Annotated in this window: 21 protein-coding genes; 12 read left to right on the forward strand and 9 right to left on the reverse strand. The window is 72.8% G+C overall.

Annotated elements, in window-relative coordinates:
• The first annotated feature begins 137 nt into the window (after positions 1–137).
• Positions 138–1,292 carry a PLP-dependent cysteine synthase family protein gene (locus ACFV9W_RS25620; RefSeq protein WP_385764829.1) on the forward strand — a complete coding sequence of 385 codons (1,155 nt, stop codon included), beginning with the start codon at positions 138–140 and terminating at the stop codon, positions 1,290–1,292.
• 125 nt (positions 1,293–1,417) lie between these two features.
• Here the strand turns inward: ACFV9W_RS25620 and ACFV9W_RS25625 are convergent, their stop codons facing one another.
• Both ACFV9W_RS25625 and ACFV9W_RS25630 read right to left on the reverse strand, forming a co-directional pair.
• The gene (locus ACFV9W_RS25625) at positions 1,418–1,900 is read right to left on the reverse strand and encodes an SRPBCC family protein (RefSeq protein ID WP_385764831.1); all 483 of its coding nucleotides are present in this window, start codon (positions 1,898–1,900) and stop codon (positions 1,418–1,420) included.
• A 128-nt stretch (positions 1,901–2,028) separates the two neighbouring features.
• A complete protein-coding gene (locus ACFV9W_RS25630) occupies positions 2,029–2,865 on the reverse strand; it encodes a DeoR/GlpR family DNA-binding transcription regulator (protein ID WP_385764833.1) in 837 nt (278 codons plus the stop codon).
• Positions 2,866–3,101: 236 nt separating this feature from the next.
• Here ACFV9W_RS25630 and ACFV9W_RS25635 point away from each other — a divergent pair, with 236 nt between their 5' ends.
• The gene (locus ACFV9W_RS25635; protein ID WP_385764835.1) at positions 3,102–5,507 is read left to right on the forward strand and encodes a hypothetical protein; all 2,406 of its coding nucleotides are present in this window, start codon (positions 3,102–3,104) and stop codon (positions 5,505–5,507) included.
• Here the strand turns inward: ACFV9W_RS25635 and ACFV9W_RS25640 are convergent.
• From ACFV9W_RS25640 to ACFV9W_RS25655, 4 genes are all read right to left on the reverse strand, one after another.
• Positions 5,477–7,894, reverse strand: a complete 2,418-nt coding sequence (locus tag ACFV9W_RS25640) for a right-handed parallel beta-helix repeat-containing protein (RefSeq protein WP_385764837.1) — start codon at positions 7,892–7,894, stop codon at positions 5,477–5,479. The genes ACFV9W_RS25635 and ACFV9W_RS25640 overlap by 31 nt on opposite strands.
• Before the next feature lie 160 nt (positions 7,895–8,054).
• Complete coding sequence (locus tag ACFV9W_RS25645) at positions 8,055–8,660, reverse strand: hypothetical protein (protein WP_385764839.1); 606 nt, start codon at positions 8,658–8,660, stop codon at positions 8,055–8,057.
• A 176-nt stretch (positions 8,661–8,836) separates the two neighbouring features.
• Positions 8,837–9,661: an MOSC domain-containing protein gene (locus ACFV9W_RS25650; RefSeq protein ID WP_385764841.1), complete on the reverse strand. Its 825-nt coding sequence runs from the start codon at positions 9,659–9,661 to the stop codon at positions 8,837–8,839.
• A gap of 76 nt (positions 9,662–9,737) precedes the next feature.
• The gene (locus ACFV9W_RS25655) at positions 9,738–10,178 is read right to left on the reverse strand and encodes a DUF6643 family protein (RefSeq protein ID WP_385764843.1); all 441 of its coding nucleotides are present in this window, start codon (positions 10,176–10,178) and stop codon (positions 9,738–9,740) included.
• Positions 10,179–10,446: 268 nt separating this feature from the next.
• Here ACFV9W_RS25655 and ACFV9W_RS25660 point away from each other — a divergent pair, with 268 nt between their 5' ends.
• Entirely contained in the window at positions 10,447–10,863 is a 417-nt protein-coding gene (locus ACFV9W_RS25660; RefSeq protein ID WP_385764924.1) for a TerD family protein, read from the forward strand.
• Here the strand turns inward: ACFV9W_RS25660 and ACFV9W_RS25665 are convergent.
• Positions 10,754–11,917, reverse strand: coding sequence for a glycosyltransferase (locus ACFV9W_RS25665; protein WP_385764845.1), 1,164 nt, complete (start codon positions 11,915–11,917; stop codon positions 10,754–10,756). The two genes, ACFV9W_RS25660 and ACFV9W_RS25665, sit on opposite strands and share 110 nt — an antisense overlap.
• A 69-nt stretch (positions 11,918–11,986) precedes the next feature.
• On the opposite strand from ACFV9W_RS25665, the gene ACFV9W_RS25670 reads away from it, so the two are divergent.
• Positions 11,987–12,772, forward strand: a complete 786-nt coding sequence (locus tag ACFV9W_RS25670; RefSeq protein ID WP_385764847.1) for a glutamate racemase — start codon at positions 11,987–11,989, stop codon at positions 12,770–12,772.
• Between the two features lie 111 nt (positions 12,773–12,883).
• On the forward strand, positions 12,884–13,447 hold the full coding sequence (locus ACFV9W_RS25675) for a hypothetical protein (RefSeq protein ID WP_385764849.1): 564 nt from the start codon (positions 12,884–12,886) through the stop codon (positions 13,445–13,447).
• A 21-nt stretch (positions 13,448–13,468) separates the two neighbouring features.
• On the opposite strand, the gene ACFV9W_RS25680 is transcribed toward ACFV9W_RS25675, so the two are convergent.
• Entirely contained in the window at positions 13,469–14,554 is a 1,086-nt protein-coding gene (locus ACFV9W_RS25680; RefSeq protein ID WP_385764850.1) for an O-antigen ligase family protein, read from the reverse strand.
• Positions 14,555–14,747: 193 nt separating this feature from the next.
• On the opposite strand from ACFV9W_RS25680, the gene lnt reads away from it, so the two are divergent.
• From lnt to ACFV9W_RS25700, 4 genes are all read left to right on the forward strand, one after another.
• Entirely contained in the window at positions 14,748–16,397 is a 1,650-nt protein-coding gene (gene lnt / locus ACFV9W_RS25685; RefSeq protein WP_385764852.1) for an apolipoprotein N-acyltransferase, read from the forward strand.
• Positions 16,398–16,448: 51 nt separating this feature from the next.
• The gene (locus tag ACFV9W_RS25690; RefSeq protein ID WP_385764854.1) at positions 16,449–16,928 is read left to right on the forward strand and encodes an NUDIX domain-containing protein; all 480 of its coding nucleotides are present in this window, start codon (positions 16,449–16,451) and stop codon (positions 16,926–16,928) included.
• 55 nt (positions 16,929–16,983) lie between these two features.
• The gene (locus ACFV9W_RS25695; RefSeq protein ID WP_385764855.1) at positions 16,984–17,772 is read left to right on the forward strand and encodes a 3-hydroxybutyrate dehydrogenase; all 789 of its coding nucleotides are present in this window, start codon (positions 16,984–16,986) and stop codon (positions 17,770–17,772) included.
• 139 nt (positions 17,773–17,911) lie between these two features.
• The gene (locus tag ACFV9W_RS25700) at positions 17,912–19,843 is read left to right on the forward strand and encodes a helix-turn-helix domain-containing protein (protein ID WP_385764857.1); all 1,932 of its coding nucleotides are present in this window, start codon (positions 17,912–17,914) and stop codon (positions 19,841–19,843) included.
• 84 nt (positions 19,844–19,927) lie between these two features.
• Here the strand turns inward: ACFV9W_RS25700 and ACFV9W_RS25705 are convergent, their stop codons facing one another.
• The gene (locus tag ACFV9W_RS25705; protein ID WP_385764859.1) at positions 19,928–21,322 is read right to left on the reverse strand and encodes an MFS transporter; all 1,395 of its coding nucleotides are present in this window, start codon (positions 21,320–21,322) and stop codon (positions 19,928–19,930) included.
• 198 nt (positions 21,323–21,520) lie between these two features.
• Between ACFV9W_RS25705 and ACFV9W_RS25710 the strand changes: the two genes are divergently transcribed.
• The 3 genes from ACFV9W_RS25710 to ACFV9W_RS25720 all read left to right on the forward strand — a co-directional run bounded on the left by ACFV9W_RS25710 (position 21,521) and on the right by ACFV9W_RS25720 (position 23,583).
• A complete protein-coding gene (locus tag ACFV9W_RS25710) occupies positions 21,521–21,829 on the forward strand; it encodes a hypothetical protein (protein ID WP_385764861.1) in 309 nt (102 codons plus the stop codon).
• A gap of 74 nt (positions 21,830–21,903) precedes the next feature.
• Entirely contained in the window at positions 21,904–22,458 is a 555-nt protein-coding gene (locus ACFV9W_RS25715) for a DoxX family protein (protein ID WP_385764863.1), read from the forward strand.
• Positions 22,459–22,551: 93 nt separating this feature from the next.
• Positions 22,552–23,583, forward strand: coding sequence for a PHP domain-containing protein (locus ACFV9W_RS25720; protein WP_385764926.1), 1,032 nt, complete (start codon positions 22,552–22,554; stop codon positions 23,581–23,583).
• Positions 23,584–23,688: the final 105 nt, after the last annotated feature.

Below are 23,688 nucleotides of genomic sequence, written 5' to 3' on the forward strand. Positions count from 1 at the left end.
TTGAGACGCTCAAAGATGCATTTATGCAGGTGAGAAGCGTGCGCAAGGTGCTTATGATCGGGGTGTCCGGCCCACCGTCGGCGCCTTGGATCCGGCGCGCGAAGCGACGCCCGGACACGACGCGAAGGAGCCAAGCGGTGAGCACCACGGAACAAGGTCGGCCCACGGGCGAGGGCGCGGCGTCCGGCCCCCTGCCGACGCTCGACGTCGACCACACGGACCCCGGCTACCGTGAGTGGCTCAAAGAGGCGGTACGCAAGGTGCAGGCGGACAACAACCGCTCGGCCGACACGCACCTGCTGCTGTTCCCGCTCCCCGAGCAGTGGGGCATCGACCTCTACCTCAAGGACGAGTCGACCCACCCCACGGGCAGCCTCAAGCACCGCCTGGCCCGCTCGCTCTTCCTCTACGGCCTGTGCAATGGCTGGATCCGTCCCGACCGCCCCGTCATCGAGGCGTCGAGCGGTTCGACGGCGGTCTCGGAGGCGTACTTCGCGAAGCTGATCGGGGTCCCCTTCATCGCGGTGATGCCGCGTACGACCAGCGCCGAGAAGTGCCGACTGATCGAATTCCACGGCGGCCGGTGCCACTTCGTCGACGACCCCCGCACCATGTACGCGGAGTCCGCGGCCCTCGCGTCCCGCACCGGCGGCCACTACATGGACCAGTTCACCTACGCCGAGCGGGCCACGGACTGGCGCGGAAACAACAACATCGCCGAGTCGATCTATCGCCAACTGGCCCTGGAGCGCTACCCGGAGCCCGCCTGGATCGTCGCCACGGCCGGCACCGGCGGCACCTCGGCGACACTCGCGCGCTACGTCCACTACATGCAGCACGACACCCGCATCTGCGTCGCGGACCCCGAGAACTCCTGCTTCTTCGAGGGCTGGACGACCGACAACCCGGACGCGACGAGCGACTGCGGCTCCCGCATCGAGGGCATCGGCCGCCCCCGCATGGAGCCGAGCTTCGTGCCCGGTGCCATCGACCGCATGATGAAGGTCCCCGACGCGGCGAGCGTCGCGGCGGTCCGCGCCCTGGAGTCGGCCATCGGCCGCAGGGCGGGCGGGTCGACGGGTACGGGACTGTGGAGCGCCCTCAAGATCGTCGCGGAGATGGTGGCGGAGGGCCGCAAGGGCAGCGTGGTCACGCTCCTGTGCGACCCGGGCGAGCGCTACCTGGACAAGTACTACTCGGATGCGTGGCTCGCGGAGCAGGGCCTGGACATCACACCGTACGCGCAGACCATCGCGCGCCTGCTGGAGACGGGGGAGTGGCCCGCGGCTTGATCGTCCGGGCGGACTGGGCACGCAGGCGCCTCGGGTATTCAAGCCCCTGCGGCGATTGAGCAGCGGGGTCCGGGGGCGGAGCCCCGAGACGTCCACCACGCCGCGGCGCGACGATCGCGCACGGCTCAAGCCCGCGCAGCGGCCAGCCGCCGGTCGAGCGCTTCAACGGCACCCCGGAACGCCCGCCCCATCCCGGCCCGCCCGACCTTCATCCCGGCCCGCACCCCGGCAGGCGCGTCCACGGCGAACGTCCACCGCACCCGGGTCCCCCCACTGGGAGTCCCCTCGACCCGCCACTCCTCGACCATCGCCCGGAGCCCCGGCACATTCGTCTCGTCGACCCGGTACGCGTACACCTCGCCCGGCTCCGCGGCGATGATCGTCTCCAGGAATCGCGTCCCGCCCTTGAGTCGGACTTCTCGCCGCGCCCCGCCGTCCATCGGCCGCGCCAGCGTCACCGCGGAGAACCACTGCGGCCACCCGACGACGTCCTCGGCGAGTGCCCGGTACACGGCGTCCGGCGACGCCGACACCTCACGGGCGAACACGAGCCGCAACGGTGCGGTGTCGACGAAGTCGAGCTCGACGGGGAGAAGTCGGCGTGCCATGAAGGTTCAGCCCCCAAGGTTGAATCGGCGTACGCGGCGCCCGGTGTGGTCAACGGGCTTCGCTCATAGGTGAGTTGACGTCGTGGTGCTCCAGTCGGCCGGTCCCGGCCACCATAACTGGCACACCGTCAGATGTCTGCACCGTCCTCGGGCTCCTCGGGCTCCCCGGCCACCACGAGCCGCATGTGCTCGGCGACCTCCGCCCGCGCCTCGACCTGCAGCCCGCCGTCCGTCACCAACGTGTCCACCTGGTCGAGCGAGGCGAACGAACTCAGCCCCACCGTCCCCCACTTGGTGTGGTCGGCCACCACGACGACCCGCCGCGCGGACTGCACGAGCCGCCGATTGGTCTCCGCCTCCGCCAGGTTCGGCGTGGACAGGCCCGCCTCCGGGCTTATGCCGTGCACCCCGAGGAACAGCACGTCGAAATGGAGCGCCGCGATCGCCTGGTCGGCGACGGGCCCCACCAGGGAGTCCGAGGGCGTGCGCACACCACCGGTCAGGACCACCGTCGCCGCGCCCTGCCGGGACGCCGCGCCGCGCTGCGACGCGTGGAACACATCGGCCACCCGCACCGAGTTGGTCACCACCGTGAGTTCCGGGACGTCGAGCAGCTGCTGGGCCAGCGCGAACGTCGTCGTACCACCGGAGAGCGCGATCGCCGTGCCGGGCGCGGCCAGCGGCGCCGCGGCGCGCGCGATGTCCTCCTTGGCGGTCAGCTCCAGGCCCGACTTGGCCTCGAAGCCGGGCTCGTGCGTGCTCGCCTCGACGACCGGGACCGCGCCGCCGTGCACCTTCTCCACGACACCTTGCCGGGCGAGCGCGTCGAGGTCGCGCCGGACCGTCATGTCGGAGACACCGAGCTTCCTGGTCAGCTCGTTGACCCGGACGCCGCCGCGCCGACGGACCTCGTCGATGATCAGGGCGCGGCGCTGCTCCGCGAGGAGGTTCTGATTCTCGCTCACGTCCGTCGAATCCCTTCGGCTCGTCCCGCCTGCCACCACCGCCGTACCGGCCAGCGCTTTCTCGTCATCCTCGCACGCGCCACCGACACCGGGACCACCGCCCGCGCTGCCGACCTGCGCCGGGGCGGTGCGAGACGGGGTGAATGGGGCGGGGCACCTCGGGGAGATTCCGTGACGGGGGGTGCCCGAGGGGGCGCCGGGCCGGGATCCTGGTCGTGTTCAGAAACGGGGGACACATGAGCACGACGCACGAGCACGAACAACAGCACGGCACCGCGGCGGAACCGGCACCGACATCATCCGCGAAGCCGTCCACGGCCACGGACGAGACCGCCCTGGAACTCCTCGTCCACGGAGTCGGCGGCACCACTCCGCAAGAGATGCTCGACGACCCGAAACCGGTACGGGTGTCGGGCGACGACACGGCGGCCGTCTTCCGGCGGGGCGAGGACGCCGACGCGGAGACACGCCCCGACGACTACCGGGGCAAGCCCGTCCCCGAGGCGTACGTGTGGTGCAACCTCACTTCGGGCAACGGTTCGCGGGCGCTGTGGCTGTTGCTGCTGCCCTTCATGGTGGTGAACCTGTCGCACTGGATGCGCCCCAACGCCCGCCGCTGGACGCGCACCGTACGGCTGTACGGCCTGCTCGTGCGCCTCCTCTCGCTCACCCTGACAGTGCTGCTGGTCGGCGCCGCCTGCGAGGTCGCCCTCGACCTGGCGGCCTGGCAGTGCGCGGGCACATCGGCCTGCGCCGCGCGGCACTCCTGGCTGGGCTTCCTTGCCGACGGCTGGTGGAGCCAGCCCGGCCGCCGTCTCGCGCTCGCCTCGCTCGTCCCGAGCGCCCTGGCGATCCTGCTCTGGTACCTCTCGCACCGCACCTGGAGCGCGTACGAGACGCAGCGCCCGCTGCCACACATGCCCGAGCCCACCGACGGCGAGATCGACAACGCCCTTGGCCGGCCCGGCTTCTGGTACGGACGCCGCCTGGTGGCCCGGCTGCGCTCCGCGCACACCGCGGCCGCGCTGCTCACGGTCGCCGCGGCCGTCGGCACGTCCGCGGCCCGCTTCGACCGGGCACCCGGCGGGCCCGCCCTGCTCGCGGTCCTTGGCTGGGTGATCGTCGGCGCGCTGGTCCTCGGCACGCTCGCCGTCATCGGTGTCGTCGTGCACCGCGGCCGCAGCGAGAGCCGCGTCGACGACACCCTGGACCGCACGGTGGTGCGCGTCCTGCCCTACGGGGCGCTGGCGTTGCTCGTCGTGACCATGGTGTACGCCGCGTGGTCGCGCCCCGGCTGGCAGTCCGGCGGGCGGCTGCCCGGAGACCTGAGCTTCGGCGGCATCGCCCTCGTCCAGGGCGCGCTCGTGCTCGCCCTGGCCTGTGTCGCGCACGCCATCTACCGAACGGCCCGCGACCCGCGCACCGCGCTGCGGGGCCTCGGCGGTCCGGCGACCGCGATGCTCGCGTGCGCGCTGGGCGGCGTGATGACCGGTGGCGTGGCGCAGCGCGTGGCCGACTGGCTGGACGGCACCAGCGGCCTGATCAAGGGCCCGCCGGTGCTGCTGTCCTGGCAGGCCTCCGTCATCCCGCCACTGCTGATCGTGCTCGCCGTCCTGGGCGGGGCACTGGCCCTGCGCACGGCCCGTATCAAGAAGCGCGAGACGGCGCAGGTGGCGGCCGAGTACGACCTCGACGCCAAGCCGGGCGACACCGCCGAACCCCCGGACGCGCACCGCACGGCACGCATCGCGGGCACACGCGCGCGTGCCGCCCTCACCGACAAGGCACCGGTGATGATCGGCGTCGTCTCCTCGGTGACGCTGCTGCTCGGCGCACTCGCCGTGGTCGGGGCCTGGACCACCGGGAAGGTGCCGGCGACGGCGTTCCGGGGCTCGTACGCGATCGTGGAGGGGGCGGCACAGACCGCGCAGGCGCTGGGCTCCTGGCTCATCGGCCTGGGCTTCATACTCTTCGTCACCTGGGGACGCCGCGCCTACAAGGACGCCTCCGCACGCCGCACCATCGGCATCCTGTGGGACGTGGGCACCTTCTGGCCGCGCGCCGCGCACCCCTTCGCGCCCCCTTGCTACGCCGAGCGCGCCGTCCCCGACCTGACCTGGCGGATGGCCACCTGGACGCAGGCCACCGGCGGCCGGCTCATCCTGTCGGGGCACTCCCAGGGCAGCGTCCTCGCGGCCGCGGCCGCCTGGCAACTGCACCCCTCCGTAAGGAAGCGCGTCGGACTGCTCACCTACGGATCGCCCCTCGAGCGGCTGTACGGGCGCTGGTTCCCGGCCCAGTTCGGCCCCGAGGCACTGGCCTCACTGCACCGCCAGGTCGACTGCTGGCGCAATCTGCACCGCGAGACCGACCCCATCGGCGGGCCCATCAAGCTGTCCGGCGAATGCGGCCCCCAGGTCGACCACGAGGCGCTCCTGGACCCGCTCGCGTACGGGCGCACCGCCGAACACCCGCTGCCCGCACCGATCCTGGGTCACAGCGACTACCAGGCCGACCCGGTCTTCGCCGAGGAGCGTGCCCGGCTGCTCGCCCGCCTCAAGCAGGGCGTGCCGCAGCAGCGACCCGAGGGAGACCCGGGGCGGGCCGAGGTTCAGGGCAGCTCCGGCAGGTCCTCCGGGTAGAGGAGCGTGAGCGCGTCGGTGTCCAGGGCGTCGAGCTGGGCGACCCGGCCGGCGTGCCGCTCCACCATCGACTCGAACGTCTGTCGCGCGGTGCGGCCGTTGCCGAACGCGGGCCCCTTCGGGAGCGCCGTGAAGTACTTGAGCAGTGCTTCCGGCGTCCCGTCGGCGAGTCGGTACTCGTGCTCGTCGGCCTGCTGCTCCACGATGCGCAGCAGCTCCTCGGGCACGTAGTCGGAGAACGTGATGGTCCGTGAGAAGCGGGACGCCACACCGGGGTTGGTGGACAGGAAGCGCTCCATCTCCGCGGTGTAGCCCGCGACGATCACGACGACCTCGTCGCGGTGGTCCTCCATGAGCTTCACGAGCGTGTCGATCGCCTCGCGGCCGAAGTCACGCCCGGAGTCCTCGGGGGACAGGGCGTACGCCTCGTCGATGAACAGGACGCCGCCGTGGGCCCGCTGGAAGGCCTCCTGGGTGCGGATCGCGGTGGAGCCGATGTGCTCGCCGACCAGATCCACACGCGACACCTCCACGAGGTGCCCCTGGCCGAGGACGCCGAGCGTCGCGAGGATCTCGCCGTACAGCCGCGCCACCGTCGTCTTGCCGGTGCCCGGGGAGCCCGTGAACACCAAGTGCCGCCGCACGGAGGCCGCCTTGAGGCCCGCCTCCTGGCGCCTGCGGCCCACCTCGATCATGTCGGTGAGCGCGCGCACCTCGCGCTTGACGCTCTCCAGGCCCACCAGAGCGTCGAGTTCGCCGAGCACGAGCTTGGAGGTGCGGGACTCCTTCTCGGGCGCCTGAGGGGCCGCCACGGGCCGCTGGTCGGGCACCGCGCTGAGCAGGCCGACGGTCTGCGTCGCGGTCTGCACGGTCGCCTGCGCCGCCGCCTGAGGGGCCGCCGTCGCCCCGGCGCGCACGCCGCCGCTCTCGTCGCTCGTGCAGTCCTCGATCAGCGGCCCGTCCTCGGCGAACTCGTAGCCGCCGCGCGAACACCGCTCCGTCCGGCACTTCTTGAGGCTCGTACGGCAGCCGTCGATGACGTGGAAGCCGAAGCCGCCGCTGTCCGCGACCCGGCAGCCGTGGAAGCTGCCCCGGCCGCCCGCGGACACGTAGAAGCCGGCCTCGGCGGGCGAGGTGACCGTGCAGCGCTCGATGGTGGGGTCCGCGCCCTTCGTGACGATCACGCCGGTCTGCGTCGCGTCCACGGTGCAGTTGGCGAGCGTCCCGCCGCTGCCGTGGTCGCGGAACCAGGCGCCCGTCGCGGCCTCGCGGATGCGGCAGTCGTCGAGCTGGGCGGTCGCCCCGTCGCTCACCGACACGGCCGTGTTGCGCACTTGGGAGAGGTCGCTGTCCACGACGTCCACGCGCGAGCCGCGGTCGAGCACGAACAGCGCGTCCGGCACGTCGTGCACCCGGCAGGACTCGAGCACGGCCGTCGCGCCGTCGCTGACCCAGACGGCCGGATAGTCGCCCGTACTGTCGTGGATCTCGCACTGGTTGGCGTCCACGCGCGTGCCGGGATCCCACACCGACAGGCCGTTGCGCCCGAACTGGCGGACGGTCGAGCGCGTCAGCGTGAGCACCGACCGGGAGCGCAGGTCGATCGCGTTCTCCGGAACGTCGTGCACGCGGCAGTCGGCGAGGGTGAGCACGGCGTCCGTGTCGAGCGTGACGCCGTCCCCCGTGGTGCGGTGCACATCGCAGTCGGTCAGGTGTGCGGCGGCCCGCCCGGTGATCTGCACACCGGAACCCTTGACCTCGTACACCTCGCAGCCCACGGCCTCCAGGCCGGTGTGCTCACCGGACGCGGACAGGCCCGCGCCCGACGTGTGGTGCACGCGGCAGCGCTCGAGCCGCGGGTGCGCGCCGCCGCGCACCGCGACGCCCGCCTGTCCGGCGGCGACGACCTCGCACTCCTCGAACACGCCGCCCCCGCCGTCGAGCACGGCGATGCCGATGCCGCCGGGGTTGTCGACGGTGCACCGGCGGACCGTGGGCCGGGCGCCGCCGCGCACCTCGACGCCGGTCGCGGACCGGGTCACCACGCGGACGCCGACGATCTCCGGGGCGCCCTCCTCGACGAGCAGCGCGGGCGCCGCCGCGTCCTGCCCCTCGACGTGCAGGTCACGGACGGTCGCGGAGGCCCGTACGGTCACGGGGACGCCGTCCGCGGGGGCGATCCGCACGGAACCGGGGGAGCCCTCGGGGCCACGCAGCGTGATCGCGCGCCGCAGCACCAGGTTCTCGCGGTACGTACCGGGGGCGACGGTCAGCACGTCCCCGTCGGTCGCCGCCTCCAGGGCGGCCGCGAGTGACGCGTACTCACCCGTGCGGCGCCGCCACCGCGAAGTACCGGCGTGCGTCACCTGGACCGAGCCCTGTGCCATGGCGCTGATCTGCCCCCACCTCGTCGTACGCAGGAAGTGGGCGCGCCTCGCGGGGCACCGTTCCTGGCTTTCTCCTGCGCTCTGCCTGCCAAAAGGTGGCTCCACCGTAGCGTGCGCGGAGCACGGGAGTTGACCAGAGCCGCGAGCCTGTGGAGCGCGGTCAGCTGCCCGTGCCGGTCCGGCCCCAGTCGGGTCCGGCGATGTCCCAGGCGCTGTCCCAGCGCGCGTACCGACGGCGCATCATGCGCCACAGGACCAGGCGCCGACCGCCTTCCACCAGGCCGACGACGGCGACGGCCGCACCGAATCCGGCGAGCGCCGCGTGCGTGGCGGCGGTGGGCCGGTCGAGGGGCCGGCCGACGGCGCGGCCCTCGTCGTCCGTCCATACGGAGAACTTGTCGCCGCGGTGCGGCGTCGTGAGCGCGGCGACGACGCGGTCCTGCCGGACGGTGCCGTCCGGCGCCTTCCAGGTCGCCACCACACGGGTGTGTGCGTCACGCGCCGTGGAGGTCTCCGGGTCGGGGTCCAGCGGCGGCTGTGCCACCTTGTGCACCACGGTCGCCGTCACCTCGTGACGCATACTGCGCTGCTCCTCCACGGAGCGGTACAGAGCGTCACGCGACACGGATCCCGCGATCACGCCGACCACCGGCGCGGCGACGACGATGAGGAACAGTGCGACCAGGGCGACCCAGGCCTCTGCCAGGTCGGTCCCGCGGCACACCGGATTGTGGCGCCAGCGCCAGAGCCCGATCAACGCTCGCACGGTCTGCACCCCCTTCCGGGTCTGTCATAACCCCGAACGGCAGCGCCCGCATGCCGGAGGAGAGAAGAGAGAGCGACGTCACCTGGCTTGCTCGCCCCTGCCCACCGACGCTTCCGACACTGCCATTGTCTCTCAACGAGCATGCCGCGGCGCCGGGTTCCCCGACCGGGTGACGGTTATTCGAGGATGGTCAAGGGATCACCGATACGCATGGTGCCCGTCGATTCGGGTACCAGGTTCGTGCCGAAGCACAGCTGGTCGCCGAACCGGCGGTGCCGGGCCAGCGTGCGCAAGGGCTCCTTGCCACGCTCCGCGGTCTGCTGGTTCGTCGTCGTGACCACGCAGCGGCCGCTCTTCTTGGCGACGCGGAACGGGACCCCGCCGATCGCGATGCGCGACCAGTCGTCCTCCGCCCACGGAGGCGTGCCGGCGACCACGACATTCGGCCGGAACCGGTTCATGGGCAGCGGGCCCTCGTCGGCGTGGTCACCCTGAGCGATCAAGGAGTTGAGGGCGTCGAGCGAGGAGAGCGTCGTCAGGAGCAGCGGGTAACCGTCGGCGAAACTCACCGTCTCGCCCGGGCGCGCGTACTCCGGGTCGATGGGGCGTCTGGTCGCCGGGTCGTCCAGGTGCATCAGGCGTATCCCGGTGCCGAGGTACGCGCTCCACCACGCGTGGGCCGTGCGGTCGGCGGGGACCGCCTCGACCTTGTCCGACCAGACCTCGATCGTGGTCGTCTCCTGCGGCTCGGGCACCGCGACGGTCAGCGGGTCCATCCCGGGGGCCGACACGCGAACGCCGCCGCCGGGCAACTGCTCGGCGGCGGCCAATGCCAGGCGCGGGTGCGGCCGTTGGGTGACGATCTTGTCGTCCGTGCCCACCAGCACCCAACGCCGGTCTCCGGCAAGGCCCCACGGCTCCACGACGGCCTCGCGCGGAGCGTGCCCCCGGACCGCCTTGAGCGGGTGGACATGGATCGAACTGAGTGCTGGCTGCGACATGCCGGTGATTGTGCCAGCAGCCACGGACATCGTCCGTGGCTGCTGTGGTGGGCCGGGGCGTTCCGGCCGTGTTGAGTCAGTAACCGCGGTACTGCTGGCGGTTGTACGGATCCTCGTACGGCGCGGGGGCGGGCCGCGGTGTGGCCGGGCGCATCGCCTCGTAGCCGGTCGCGGGGCCCGGCGCGGGGCGCTGCGGCTGCTGGGCCTGCTGGCCCGGATAGCCGCGCGGGGCGCTCGCCTGCTGCGGGATGTACGCGGCCGGAGCCGCCTGCATCGGGGCGCTCTGCTGATGCGGATAGCCGTACTGCGGCGCGGGCGCGGAGTGCGCCGAGGGCAGGGCGGGCAGCGCGGCAGGCAGCGCCGGCAGGTGGCTGTTGCTGTCGTACGCGGAGGGGACCCGGATCGGGGCGATCTGCGGCGTACCCCGTTCCGCGACGAGTGAGTCGTAGATCGGAGTGTCCGGGAAGGACGGCGCGGAGTAGTAACCGCCGCCATATGTGGAGCGGGGGGAGGTCATGACACATAAGTTAAGCCCACGATGTGGTCGTTGGGGTAGACCGATAAGAGGGTTCTTTTGCGTGTCGTGTGTGACCGCGCGTCCTCAATGCGAGCGAACTTGGGGAAAACGGTCGTCGCCCGGGGCGGTTTTCCTGTAGGGCCCAAGATTTCAGGGGGTTACCGGCGGTTGGCCAGTGATCTTCGAACCGGCCTCTGGAGGTCCGAAGGCTCCAGGGAATATGTTGGCCGGTAACCCCGGGGGGCGGGTGTTTGGGGCGGACATGACAATGCCTAAAGGAGTGAATGTCGGGGGACCGGCTTCGGCCGTACGCATCGAATTGGGCCGGCGTTCAGGCCCCGGTGTACCCGACGTCGACGCAGCGGACGGGTCCGAACTCGCCCGCTACGAAAGCGCGGACGCGACGGTGGAGACAGCCTTCGTCCTCGGTGAACTGTACCGTCGTCAGGAAGCCTGGAAGTTCCGGGCCGTGGGCCAGGACTCACGAAGGCCTCTCCCACCGTCTCCCTGGCGAAGCAGGGCGGTACGTCATGAACTGGACGCGGGGCCGCAAGTGGCGTGCCGCGGCGAGCCGTTCACCCCCGCTCGGGCGCGGCGTACGTGCGCCCCTTCCAGGCCGCGCCCCGCCCCCTGTAGTGCTGCACGGCGGAATCCACCGTCATCAGGAGGTACAGCAGCGCGGTGAACGGCAGCAACGGCGCCAGCCACAGCGTCTGCCGGTAGTAGCGCAGTATGGGGACGTACGTTCCCGCCATCACCGCCCAGGCGAGCGCTCCGAGCAGCACGGTCGGCGCGCTGCCCAGGGCCAGACCGACGATCAGCGCTACCGGCGGCACCAGGTAGACCAGGGCGAGGCCCAACACCGTGGCGAGCAGCACCAGCGGGTTGTGCCGCAGTTGCGCGTACGCGCTGCGCGACACCATGTGCCACAGATCGGCCAGACGCGGATACGGCCGCACGCTGTCGACGCGCTCGGCCAGGCCCAGCCAGATGCGCCCGCCCGACCGCTTCACGGCCCGCGCGAGCGACACGTCGTCGATGACCGCCTGCCGGATCGCGTCCGGGATCCGCGCCCGCTCGGCCGCCTCGGTGCGCAGCAGGACGCAGCCGCCCGCCGCCGCGGCCGTGCGCGCGCCCTGCCGCGCGATCCACCGGAACGGGTAGAGCTGCGCGAAGAAGTACACGAACGCGGGCACGACCAGCCGCTCCCACACGCTCTCCACCCGCAGCCGCGCCATCTGCGACACCAGGTCGAAGCCGCCCGTGCGCGCCGCCGCCACCAACTCGCGCAGGCTGTCCGGCTCGTGCGCGATGTCGGCGTCGGTCAGCAGCAGGAACTCGGGGGCACGCGCGCGTGCCAGGCCGATGCCGTGCCGCACCGCCCACAGCTTCCCGGTCCAGCCCGCGGGCGGCTCGCCCGGTGAGTCGACGGTGAGGGGTAGTCCGCCGAACCGCTCCGACAGCGTCCGTGCGACCTCGCCCGTACCGTCCGAACTGCCGTCGTCCACCAGGAAGATCTCCGCCCGCCCCGGATAGTCCTGGGCCAGCAGGGACGGCAGGCTGTCCGGCAGCACCTCCGCCTCGTCGCGGGCCGGCACCACCACGCACACGTCCGGCCAGCTCCCCGGCTCGGTGCGCGGCGGCAGACGCAGGTCCGTACGCCAGAAGAAGCCCTGGCACAGCAGGAGCCACAGCCATGCGGCGAGCGAAGCCGCGGTGATCCACACAACGACGTCCATCCGCCGCAGTCTGCCCCACCGGACCCCACCGGCAGGGGCATTGTCGGACCGATCGTCTATGGTTTCCGGGTGAAGATCGCGCTGATGGACTCGGGAATCGGACTGCTCGCGGCCGCCGCCGCGGTACGGCGCCTGCGCCCCGATGCGGACCTCGTGCTCTCCTCCGCCCCGGAGACCATGCCGTGGGGGCCGCGTACCCCCGAGGACGTCACCGAGCGGGCGCTCGCCGTCGCCGAGGCCGCCGCCGCGCAGGGCCCGGACGCGCTGATCATCGCCTGCAACACCGCGTCCGTGCACGCGCTGCCCGCGGTGCGCGCGCGGCTCGAACCGCGGATCCCCGTCATCGGCACCGTCCCCGCGATCAAGCCCGCCGCCGCGGCCGGTGGCCCGGTCGCCATCTGGGCCACGCCCGCGACCACCGGAAGCCCCTACCAGCAGACGCTGATCCGGGACTTCGGGGGCGGCGCCCAGGTCACCGAGGTGCCCTGCCCCGGCCTCGCCGACGCGGTGCAGTGGGCCGACGAGGAGGGCATCGACCGGGCCATCGAGGCCGCGGCCGCCCTCACTCCCCGTGATGTAAGGGCCGTCGTCCTGGGCTGCACCCATTACGAGCTGGTCGCGGAGCGTATCCGCGCCGCGGTGCAGCAGCCGGACGCCGAAACGCTCGTCCTGCACAGCAGCGCGGGCGCCGTCGCCGCACAGGCGCTGCGCCGGATCGGTGAGGGCCCTCAGGCCGCGTCCGAGGCGCGCGGGCGGCTCACGGTGCTGCTGGGCGGCCGGGAGGAAGCGCTGCCCAAGGAGGCGCTGGCCTACGCGGAGGGCCGCGACCTGCAGGCGCTGAGCCACGCGGGCTGAGCAGCGGCACCGGCCCGGACCACAGGGCTGCCCACCCGGATCGGCCCGGCCCGGCCCACAGGGCTGCGCAAGCCGGTGCCGGACCCGCGGAACTTGAGTAGTCTCGATTGCATGAGGGAACACGCCCCCGACGAGCACTCAGGGCGACGATCTTCCGCCCCCGCGAGCGACATCTGGACCGGCCGCGCGCACAACCGCGTGCAGTGGTTCCTTGCCTGCGGCGGGCTCGCCTGCCTTGCCCTGGGCATCGAGCTGGCCGTGGACAACTCCTGGGCCACCGGGATACTCGCCCTGGCCATGTCCGTGGTCGGCCTGATCGCCGTGGGCCTGCTCATCCTGTTCGGCACCCTCGCCTTCCTCCACGTAGCGGTGAAGGTCGACAAGGACCACCTCGAAGTGCGCTGCGGCCACGTCGGCCTGCCGCGCCGCCGTATCCCGCTCGCCCATGTGGTCGAGGCCGACTTCGCGCCCCGCGTCACGCCCCGGCAGTGGGGCGGCTGGGGCTACCGCTGGCGCCCGGAGATCGGCACGGCCGTCGTGGTGCGGCGCGGTGAGGGCGTGGTGCTGCGCCTCGGCGACGGCCGCAGGTTCACGGTGACCGTGGACGACGCGGAGAGCGCGGTGCGGCACATCCGCGACCGTCTGAACCCCACCGCCGCGGGCGGGGCCCTCTGAGCCCGCCCCCGACCGACACACTCAGTCGCGGCCGTCCCGGAGCAGCTCCGGGGCGGCCGCGTCGTCGTCGGGCGGCCCGTCCGTGAGGGGTTCCGCCGTGGCGATCCCGGCGAGCAGCCCCACGCCCACGGTCACCGTCGTGAAACTGAGCGCGTTGCCGACCGTCGCCATCGCGGCCACCGCGGTCAGGGCGGCGCCCGCCGCCAGCACGACCTGCGTCGACCGCGCGGAGCGCCACAGGACGTACAGCAGCCAGCAGTAGGCCGCCGCGAGCAGCAGCACGCCGACGAGCCCCTGTTCGGCCGCCACCTGGAGGACGGCTGAGTGAGGCTTGCCGTCGGAGAGCGGGGACTGCGCGAGCGTCGGGCTGAGGTCCTCGAAGCGCCCCGGTCCCGTGCCCAGGACGGGATGCGCCTCGGCGAGATGCACGGCGTCGCGCCACAGCAGGATCCGCCGGGGCGAGAGCCAGGTCTCCAGGGAGTCCGTCGGGCCGGCCGGCAGCGCGCCCTTGGCGAGCGCCACACCGAGGCCGGCCACCACCGCCGTGGCGAGGCCGAGGCCCGCCAGACCGAGCGCCCGGTTGCGCAGCCGGGCCGCGGCGAGCGAGCACAGGACGACACCCGCGCACACCGTGACCCCGGCCGGCGAGTCGACGACGGCCGCCACCGCCACGCTGCCCACCGCCAGGACGTGCAGCACGGACCGCAGCGCCCGCTGCCGCGCCGCCCAGGCGGCGCAGCACAGCGCTCCCGCCGACAGGGCGAGCAGCGCCGCGGTCGCACCGACCCGGCCGAGCGGCGTCACGACATCCGGTGCGGGAGCCGCGTACGGGTCGGTGAGCGCGAGGCACAGGCCACCGAGCCCCACCGCACAGGACGCGCCGACCGGGACCAGCGCCCCACCGATGCGCCCGCACGCGTACCCCGCGATCACGGCGAACACCGCGAGGAGCGCCCCTTCCGGTCTGCCCGCCCGCGCGGTCGCGCTGATCAGCGACCACGCGGCACAACATCCGAGAACCGCGACCCCCATCGCGTCCGAGGCGCCGCGGTGCTCGCGCAGCGCACCGTCCGTCCCCGCATCCGCCGACCACCCCGTCGTACCCACCCGTCGCCCCCCGACGTCGCCGGGTCCCGGACGCGAGGCCGGACGCGGCCGCGCTGTAGGGAACCGGGCCACACGGTAACCGCTGGTTGGCCGCGGCGGCCCGGTGTTGCGCAGGAACGATGCGCCTCAAGGCGGGCCTGGGGCGTGCCGACCGGCATGTCGGGCTGACAGCGCCGCGCCGTACACTCCCCGGGTGACCGCCACCGCACCTCCCGTAGCCCCGTCTGACGAGCCCGAAGAGCAGTCGGCGCTGTCGAGGGTCGGCTCCCGCCTGCGACGGTTCGTGCCGCTCGCGCTCGCGGTGATCGCCGGGCTGCTCCTGTACGTGAGCTTTCCGCCGCGCGAGCTCCCGTGGCTCGCGCCGATCTCCTTCGCGCTGTTCGGTGTGGCCGTGTACGGGCGGCGGCTGAGAGCGGGCTTCGGACTCGGCCTGGCCTTCGGGCTCGCCTACTTGGTGCCGCTGCTCTCCTGGACCGGCGTCGACGTCGGTCCGCTGCCATGGCTGGCGCTCGCCGCCGCGGAGGCACTCCTTGTGTCGCTCGCGGGCCTGGGCATCGCCTACGTGTCGCGGCTTCCGCTGTGGCCGCTGTGGGCCGGCGGCGTCTGGATCGCGTCCGAGGCGCTGCGCGCGCGTGCCCCGTTCGGTGGCTTCCCCTGGGGGAAGGTCGCGTTCGGACAGCCCAGCGGGGTGTTCCTGCCGCTCGCCTCGCTGGGCGGCACCCCGCTGCTCGGCTTCGGCGTGGTCCTGTGCGGCTTCGGGCTCGGGGCCCTGGTCCTGCGGGTCAGGAAGGTGCGCGGGGCGCCGTCCGAGGATGCGTCGCCGGTGGGGAAGCCGTCCTTCCTGAAGGGCCTCGTCAAGGACAAGGGGGCCGCCACCGCCGCCGCGTTCACCATCGCCCCGGTCGTCGCCGGAGCGCTCGCGATGCCCCTCGTGGCGACCGGCGCCGAGGCGGGCACCGCGCGCGTGGCGCTCATCCAGGGCAACGTTCCGCGCATGGGCCTCGACTTCAACGCCCAGCGTCGCGCCGTTCTCGACTACCACGTGCGCGAGACCATGAAGCTCGCCGCGAAGATCAAGTCGGGGCAGGTCGAGCGACCCGACCTCGTGCTGTGGCCGGAGAACTCCTCGGACATCGACCCGTACGTCAACCAGGACGCCTACGACGAGATCACCAAGGCCGCGCAGGCCGTGGGGGTGCCGATCTCGGTGGGTGCCGTGGTGACGGCCGAGGACGGCACGCCCCGCAACCGGCTCATCCAGTGGGACCCCAAGACGGGCCCGGGGGCCGTCTACGACAAGCGGCACCTGCAGCCGTTCGGCGAGTACATGCCGTACCGCGGCTTCTTCCGGATCTTCAGCAAGGACGTCGACCGGGCGGGCAATTTCGTGCCCGGCAAGAAGCCCGTCGTCTTCGACATGGCGGGCACCAAGATCGGCAACGTCACCTGCTACGAGGCCGCGTTCGACGACACGGTGCGTGACCAGGTCCGCGAGGGCGCGCAGATCCTGTCCGTGCCGAGCAACAACGCGACGTTCGAGCGCAGCCAGATGACGTACCAGCAGCTCGCCATGGACCGGGTGCGGGCCGTCGAGCACGGCCGGGCCGTGATGGTCCCGGTCACCAGCGGGGTCAGCGCCGTGATCCGCGCCGACGGCTCGATCGCGCAGCGCACCGGCATGTTCGAGCCCGCCACGCTGCTCGCCGACGTCCCGAAGCGCACGTCGCAGACGCTCGCCACGCGCGCGGGCGCGTGGCCCGAGGCGCTGCTCGTCGCGATCGGCGTCGGGGGTCTCGGCTGGGCGTTCGCGCGGACCCGCGCGGGGCGTCGCTCGGACGCCTGACGGGGCCTGTGGCCTGCCGGTTCGTTGGGGCGTACAGGTACGCTCGTCGGCATGGCGACTCCTGAATTCATCCGTACGATCCGGGCCACCGCCGGCCACCAGCTGCTGCTTCTGCCGGGGGTCAGTGCCATCGTCTTCGACGACGACGGCCGGGTGCTGCTCGGGCGGCGCGCGGACACCGGAATGTGGTCGATCATCGGCGGAATCCCGGAGCCCGGAGAGCAGCCCGCGGACGTCGCCGTGCGCGAGGTGTTCGAGGAGACCGGCATCGAGTGTGTCGTCGAGCGCGTCGTGCTGGTGCAGGCCCTTCAGCCGATCACGTATCCCAACGGCGACCAGTGCCAGTTCATGGACACGTCCTTCCGCTGCCGGGCCACCGGCGGCGAGGCGCGCGTCAACGACGACGAGTCGCTGGACGTCGCCTGGTTCGACCTGGACGCGCTGCCGCCGCTCGAGGAGTTCTCGCTGTTCCGGATCAAGCAGGCCCAGTCGGAGGCACCCACATGGTTCGAGACCATGGCTGAGCGCTGAAGTATGGGTGCTGCCCACATCGGGCGGCGCCGATCAGCTGCCTAGGGTGCGAGGCATGACGCCGCGCACCCCGCTGATCGCACCCGCCGCCCCCGAGCTCGAACTCGGCGGCCGCACCGCACTCGTCACCGGCGCCGCCAGTGGCATCGGCCGGGCCTGCGCCCTGCGCCTCGCCGCGGCGGGCGCCAAGGTGAGAGCGGTGGACCGGGACGCGGCAGGGCTCGAGGCGCTGGCCGACGAGGCCGACGGCGTGGAGCCGTACGTCCTGGACTTGACCGACCTCGACGCCGCGGAGGAAGCGGCGGCGGGCACCGACGTCCTCGTGAACAACGCCGGCATCCAACTGGTCCGGCCCATCGAGGAGTTCCCGCCCGAGGTCTTCCACACCGTGCTCACCGTGATGCTGGAGGCCCCGTTCCGGCTGCTGCGCGGCGCGCTGCCGCACATGTACGGGCAGGGCTGGGGCCGCGTCGTGAACGTGTCGTCGGTGCACGGGCTGCGGGCCTCCGCGTACAAGTCCGCGTACGTGGCCGCGAAGCACGGGCTCGAGGGGCTGTCGAAGACGGCCGCGCTGGAAGGGGCGGCGCACGGCGTCACGTCGAACTGTGTGAACCCCGGCTATGTGCGCACGCCGCTCGTCGAGCGCCAGGTCGCCGACCAGGCCGCCGCGCACGGCATCCCCGAGGAGCGGGTGCTCGGCGAGGTGATGCTGCAGGACAGCGCGATCAAGCGGCTCATCGAACCGTCCGAGGTCGCCGAGGCCGTCGCGTACCTGTGCACGCCGCAGGCCTCGTTCATGACCGGCACGTCCCTCGTGCTCGACGGCGGCTGGTCCGCCCACTGAACCCGCCCGGGCATTCGCCGGTTTCCGGGTGGTTTCGCACGGAACGCGGTCCCTCGGCCGGGTGACCACGATTCCGTGACGACCCGAGTTGTCCACAGGGCTGGCAGGCCCCACCGCTCGACGGGTAATCCTTGTCCGCATGTCGCGCCACCAACCGCACTCAGCCAGCGCCTCCGGCCCGGTGACCACCGAGGACCCACAGGCCCCGTTCCTGGAACTGCTCGCCAGGGGCGCCTCCGCCGATGCCTACGAACAGCCGGTGCTGCTCGCCCGGGCGGAGGGCGCGGCGCCTGAGCGGATAGCGGCACTCGAGGCGGCCAAGGCGCTCGCGCTGCGGGTGCGCGCGGAGATGGAGGGCAGGCGGCGCCGCGAGGCGGAGCTGTCCGCGCTGTTCGAGACCGCGCACGACCTCGCGGGCCTGCGCGACCTGGACGCGGTGCTGCAGGCCATCGTCCAGCGGGCCCGCTCGCTGCTCGGCACCGACGTCGCCTATCTGACGCTGAACGACCCGGCCAGGGGCGACACCTACATGCGGGTCACCGAGGGCTCGGTCGCGGCGCGCTTCCAGCAGTTGCGCCTCGGCATGGGGGAGGGCCTCGGCGGCCTCGTCGCGCAGACCGCGCGACCGTACGTCACCGACGACTACGGGCACGACGTGCGCTTCCAGCACACCCGCAGCATCGACGCGGGCGTCGGGGACGAGGGGCTCGTCGCCATCCTCGGCGTACCGCTCATGCTGGGCGCGCAGGTGATCGGCGTGCTGTTCGCCTCCGACCGCCGCGCGCGGGTCTTCGAGCGCGAGGAGATCGCGCTCCTCGGCTCCTTCGCGGCGCTCGCCGCGGCCGCCATCGACACCGCGAACCTGCTCACGGAGACACGGCAGGCGCTGAACGAGCTGGAGCGCGCCAACGAGATCATCCGCGACCGCAGCGGCGTCATCGAGCGCGCGTCCGACGTGCACGACAGACTCGCCGAGCTGGTGCTGCGCGGCGGCGGAGTGCACGACGTGGCGGCGGCCGTCTCCCAAGTCCTGGACGGCGCCGTGGAGTTCACCGATCCGGAGGCGGCGCCCGGCCACGCCCTCGAAGCCTCCCGGGCCGACGGGCACGCGGTGCGGCACCGGGACGACTGGGTCGCGGCCGTCGCCGCCGGCGGCGAGCTGCTCGGCGCCCTCGTGCTGCGCGGTCACCCGGGACTCGACCCGGTCGACCAGCGGACCCTGGAGCGCGCCGCCATGGTCACCTCGCTGCTGCTGCTCGCCCGGCGCTCCGCGGCCGAGGCCGAACAGCGGGTGCGCGGCGAGCTCCTCGACGACCTGCTCGACGGGCGCGACCGGGACCCCCGGCTGCTGCGCGAGCGAGCGGAGCGGCTGCACGCCGACCTCGACGCGACCCATGTGGTGCTCGCCGCCCGCCTGGAGAGCACCGGTGACGCCGAGCGGGAGGCGGCCGCGCGCCGCCGCTTGTGGTCCGCGGCCAACCACCTCGCGGCCACCCGGCACGGCCTGGCCGCCGCGCGGGACGGCGGCACCGTCCTGCTGCTCCCGGCGGACACCACCGACGCCTCGCAGCTGGCGTCGCACGTCGCGGGCCGGCTGGCCGAGGCGATCCACGAGAGCGTCACCGTGGGCGCGTCGGCCCCCGTCGCCGGCCTGGCGGGGCGGACCGAGAGAGCCGCCGCCGCGTACGTGGAGGCGCAGCGCTGCCTCGACGCGCTGCGGCTGCTCGGCAGGTCCGGGCAGGGAGCCGCGGCCGAGGACTTCGGGTTCCTCGGGCTGCTGCTCGCCGACAGCAGGGACGTCGGGGGATTCGTCACCCGCACCATCGGCGAGGTCGTCACGTACGACGAGCGCAGGGGTACCGACCTGCTCCGCACCCTCGACGCCTACTTCGCGTCCGGCATGAGCCCGGCCCGTACGAAGGACGCGCTGCATGTGCACGTGAACACGGTCGCGCAGCGCCTTGAGCGGGTCGGCCGGCTCCTCGGCGAGGACTGGCAGACACCGGAGCGCGCACTGGAGATCCAACTGGCGCTGCGGCTGCACCGGTTGGCGGCCCCGGACATAGCCTGACCCCGTCCGCGGGGGCGGACGGGGTCAGGTAGGCAGAAAACCCGGCCAGAAGCTCCGGTCAGAAGCCCGGGTCAGAAGTCCTGGTCAGACGCGGTGGACCTTGGCACGCCGGTCGTTGTCGGCCGCACTGCCGGTGTGCGCGCCGTGCCCGGCGCCGATGTCGGCCAGGTCGCGGTGCCGGGTCTCCTTCGCCACGCCGACGGCGATCAGGGTGAGGAGCGCGGCCGCGATGACGTACAGGGAGATCGGCGTCGAGGAGTCGTACTCGGACAGCAGCGCCGTCGCGATGAGCGGTGCGGGCGCGCCCGCCGCCACCGAGGCGAACTGCGCGCCGATGGACGCCCCGGAGTAGCGCATCCGCGTCGCGAACATCTCGGAGAAGAACGCGGCCTGCGGGGCGTACATGGCGCCGTGCAGGACCAGGCCGACGGTCACGGCGAGGAGCAGGCCACCGAAGCTCGCGGAGTCGATGAGGGAGAAGAACGGGAACATCCACAGGCCGACGCCGGCCGCGCCCAGCAGATACACGGGCCTGCGGCCGATCCGGTCGGAGAGGGCGCCCCAGGCGGGGATCACGGCGAAGTGCACGGCGGACGCGATGAGCACGGCGTTCAGCGCGGTCTGCTTCGAGACACCGGCCGACGTGGTGGCGTACACGAGGATGAAGGCGGTGATGACGTAGTAGCTGATGTTCTCGGCCATGCGGGCGCCGATGGCGACCAGGACATCGCGCCAGTGGTGCCGCAGGACCGCGACCAGCGGCAGCTTCTCCACGGTGTCGGCGGCCGCCTTGCGGGCGTCGGCGCGGGCCAACGCCTCCTTGAAGACGGGGGATTCATCGACGGACAGACGTATCCACAGACCCACGAGCACGAGCACGCCGGAGAGGAGGAACGGGATCCGCCAGCCCCAGTCGGTGAACGCGGCATCCGAGATCAGGGCGGTCAGGGCCGAGAGCACGCCGGTCGCCAGGAGCTGTCCCGCGGGGGCGCCGGTCTGCGGCCAGGATGCCCAGAAGCCGCGGCGCCGGGCGTCACCGTGCTCGGACACGAGGAGCACCGCGCCGCCCCACTCGCCGCCGAGGGCGAAGCCCTGGACGAGGCGGAGCACGGTGAGCAGCACGGGGGCGGCGGTGCCGATGGTCGCGTGGGTCGGGAGCAGGCCGATGGCGAAGGTGGCGCCGCCCATCATGAGCAGGCTCACCACCAGGAGCTTCTTGCGGCCGAGCCGGTCGCCGTAGTGCCCGAAGACGAGCGCGCCCAGCGGGCGGGCGGCGAAGCCGACGGCGTAGGTGAGGAAGGAGAGGAGGGTGCCGACCAGGGGATCGGAGTCGGGGAAGAAGAGCTTGTTGAACACCAGCGCCGCGGCGCTGCCGTAGAGGAAGAAGTCGTACCACTCGATCGTGGTGCCTATGAGACTCGCCGCGACAATGCGCTTGAGGTTTCCGGGCGTTGGTGGAGCGGTTGCTGCGGAGGCCATGTGCACCACTTCCAGGCGTTGATGGGGACGTGTATCTGCTGGCACAAGGTAGGAACACGCAGGTCAGCGGCACATGTGGTGGGACACCATACTTTCGGGGCCGACTGTGGCCGTCCGACACGGAAGTCCGGTCCGAAAACGACGAGTTGGGGGAACGGTTCGGGTTTGTGATGACCGCCAGTGGCTAACCCGGATGCCATGAGTGAACCGAGCAAGGGAACGGATCAGCAGAACGAGACCATGAAGCGGACGACCGCTTCCCGGGCGCGTGACAGCGCCGACAAGGCGACGGCGCCCGTGAGCGACGCCGCTGAGAAGACCGGGGCCAAGGTCGGTGAGGCGGCCGCGGTCGCGCAGCAGGCGACCGGGCAGGTCACCACCGCGGCCCGGACGGCCTGGACCGCCCTGGCTCACCGGAAGATGCTGGCCATGGGCGTCGGGGCCGGGGTCACAGCCGTCGGTGCCGCTTCGTACGCCGTCGGCCGCCGTGCCGGACGGCGTCCGTAGGACGTCGTACGCGGTGTGCGGCGCATCCGCGCGGTCCCGGACTGAGTGCGCGGACTCGGGGAACGCGGCGATGTATGGCTGTACTGAGGAAATGCGCACGTCCGATGCTCGCCTCCGCGTTCGTGGCCGGTGGGCTGTCCACCGTCCGTGCCCCTGAGCGCGTGGCGCCCGCCGCGGAACCGGTGGCCGTTCCCGTGGCCTCCCGCGTACCACGGCTGCCGGAGAACCCCGAGCAACTGGTCCGGATCAACGGCGCCGTGCACATCGGGGCCGGGCTGCTGCTCGCCGCCGGGGTGGTCCCGCGGCTTGCCGCGCTGGCGCTCGCCGGGACGCTCGTGCCGACGACACTGGCCGGTCACGCCTGGTGGAAGGAGGAAGATTCCGAACAACGTGCCCAGCAGCGCACCCAGTTCCTGAAGAACCTGTCCCTGATGGGCGGCCTGCTCATCACGGCGGCCGACACCCACGGCAAGCCGTCGGCCGCCTACCGGGCCCGCGGCGCGACGCGCGATGCCGCCGGCACTGTCCGGGGTGCGACCAGTGGGGCGGCCAAGAGCGTGCGGGATACCGCCGACCACGTGCGCGCGCTGCCCGCGCAGGCCCAGCAGGCCATCGACAAGCGCCTCTGAGGTCTGCCCGGCCACCTGGGCGGCGTCCACGGATGCCGGCCACCAGGTCGTACGGCACGCTGGAGGCGTACGCCGAGGTGGCCGGAGGTGGCGATGGAGCCCGTGCGGGCGCTGGAACGGATCGCGTTCCTGCTGGAGCGGGACGGCGCGCCCACCTACCGGGTGCGGGCGTTCCGGACCGCCGCGGAGGTGATCGCCGGCCTGGGCGACGCCGAGGTCGCGCGGCACGTCGAGGCGGGCTCGCTGGAGTCGCTCAAGGGCATCGGCCCCAAGACCGCCGCCGTGATCCGGGAGGCGGCCGCGGGGCAGGTCCCCGACTACCTCACGCACCTCGAGGAGGAGCTCGCCCGCACGGTGCCGCTGGAGGGGGAGGCGGGCGTGGAACTGCGCTCCCTGCTGCGCGGCGACTGCCACCTGCACTCCGACTGGTCGGACGGCGGCAGCCCCATCGAGGAGATGGGCCGCGCCGCCCGGGACCTCGGCCACGAGTGGGCGGTGCTCACCGACCACTCGCCGCGCCTGAAGGTGGCCCGCGGCCTGTCGCCGGAGCGGCTGCGGGAGCAGTTGGACGTGGTGGCGGAGCTGAATGCGAGCTGGGCGCCGTTCCGGCTGTTGACCGGCATCGAGTGCGACATCCTCGACGACGGCTCGCTCGACCAGGAACCCGAACTGCTGGAGCGCCTGGACGTGGTCGTCGTGTCGGTCCACTCCAAGCTGCGGATGGACGCCACCGCGATGACCCGCCGCCTGGTCACCGCCGTCGGCAACCCGCACGCCGACATCCTCGGCCACTGCACCGGACGCCTGGTCACCGGCAAGGGGCGGCCGGAGTCGCAGTTCGACGCGGACGAGGTGTTCGCGGCGTGTGCGGAGGCCGGTACCGCCGTGGAGATCAACAGCCGGCCCGAACGGCTCGACCCGCCGCGCCGTCTGCTGCGCAAGGCCGTGGCGGCCGGCACGCTCTTCGCCATCGACACCGACGCCCACGCCCCCGGTCAGCTCGACTGGCAGCTGTTCGGATGTGCGCGGGCCGAGCAGTGCGGGGTTCCTGCGGAGCGGGTGGTGACCACGTGGTCGGCGGAGGAGTTGCTCGGGTGGGCCGGGGGCGGGGCGAGCCCCGCATAGGGCCCCGCCCCGCCCACCGGCGCAAAAGATTCGGGGCACTGCCCCGGACCCCGCTGCTCAATCGCCGCAGGGGCTTAAGCGTCGGAACCGGATGCCCCGGCGGCC

It is taken from the genome of Streptomyces sp. NPDC059897 (assembly GCF_042730865.1).
GTDB lineage: Bacteria > Actinomycetota > Actinomycetes > Streptomycetales > Streptomycetaceae > Streptomyces.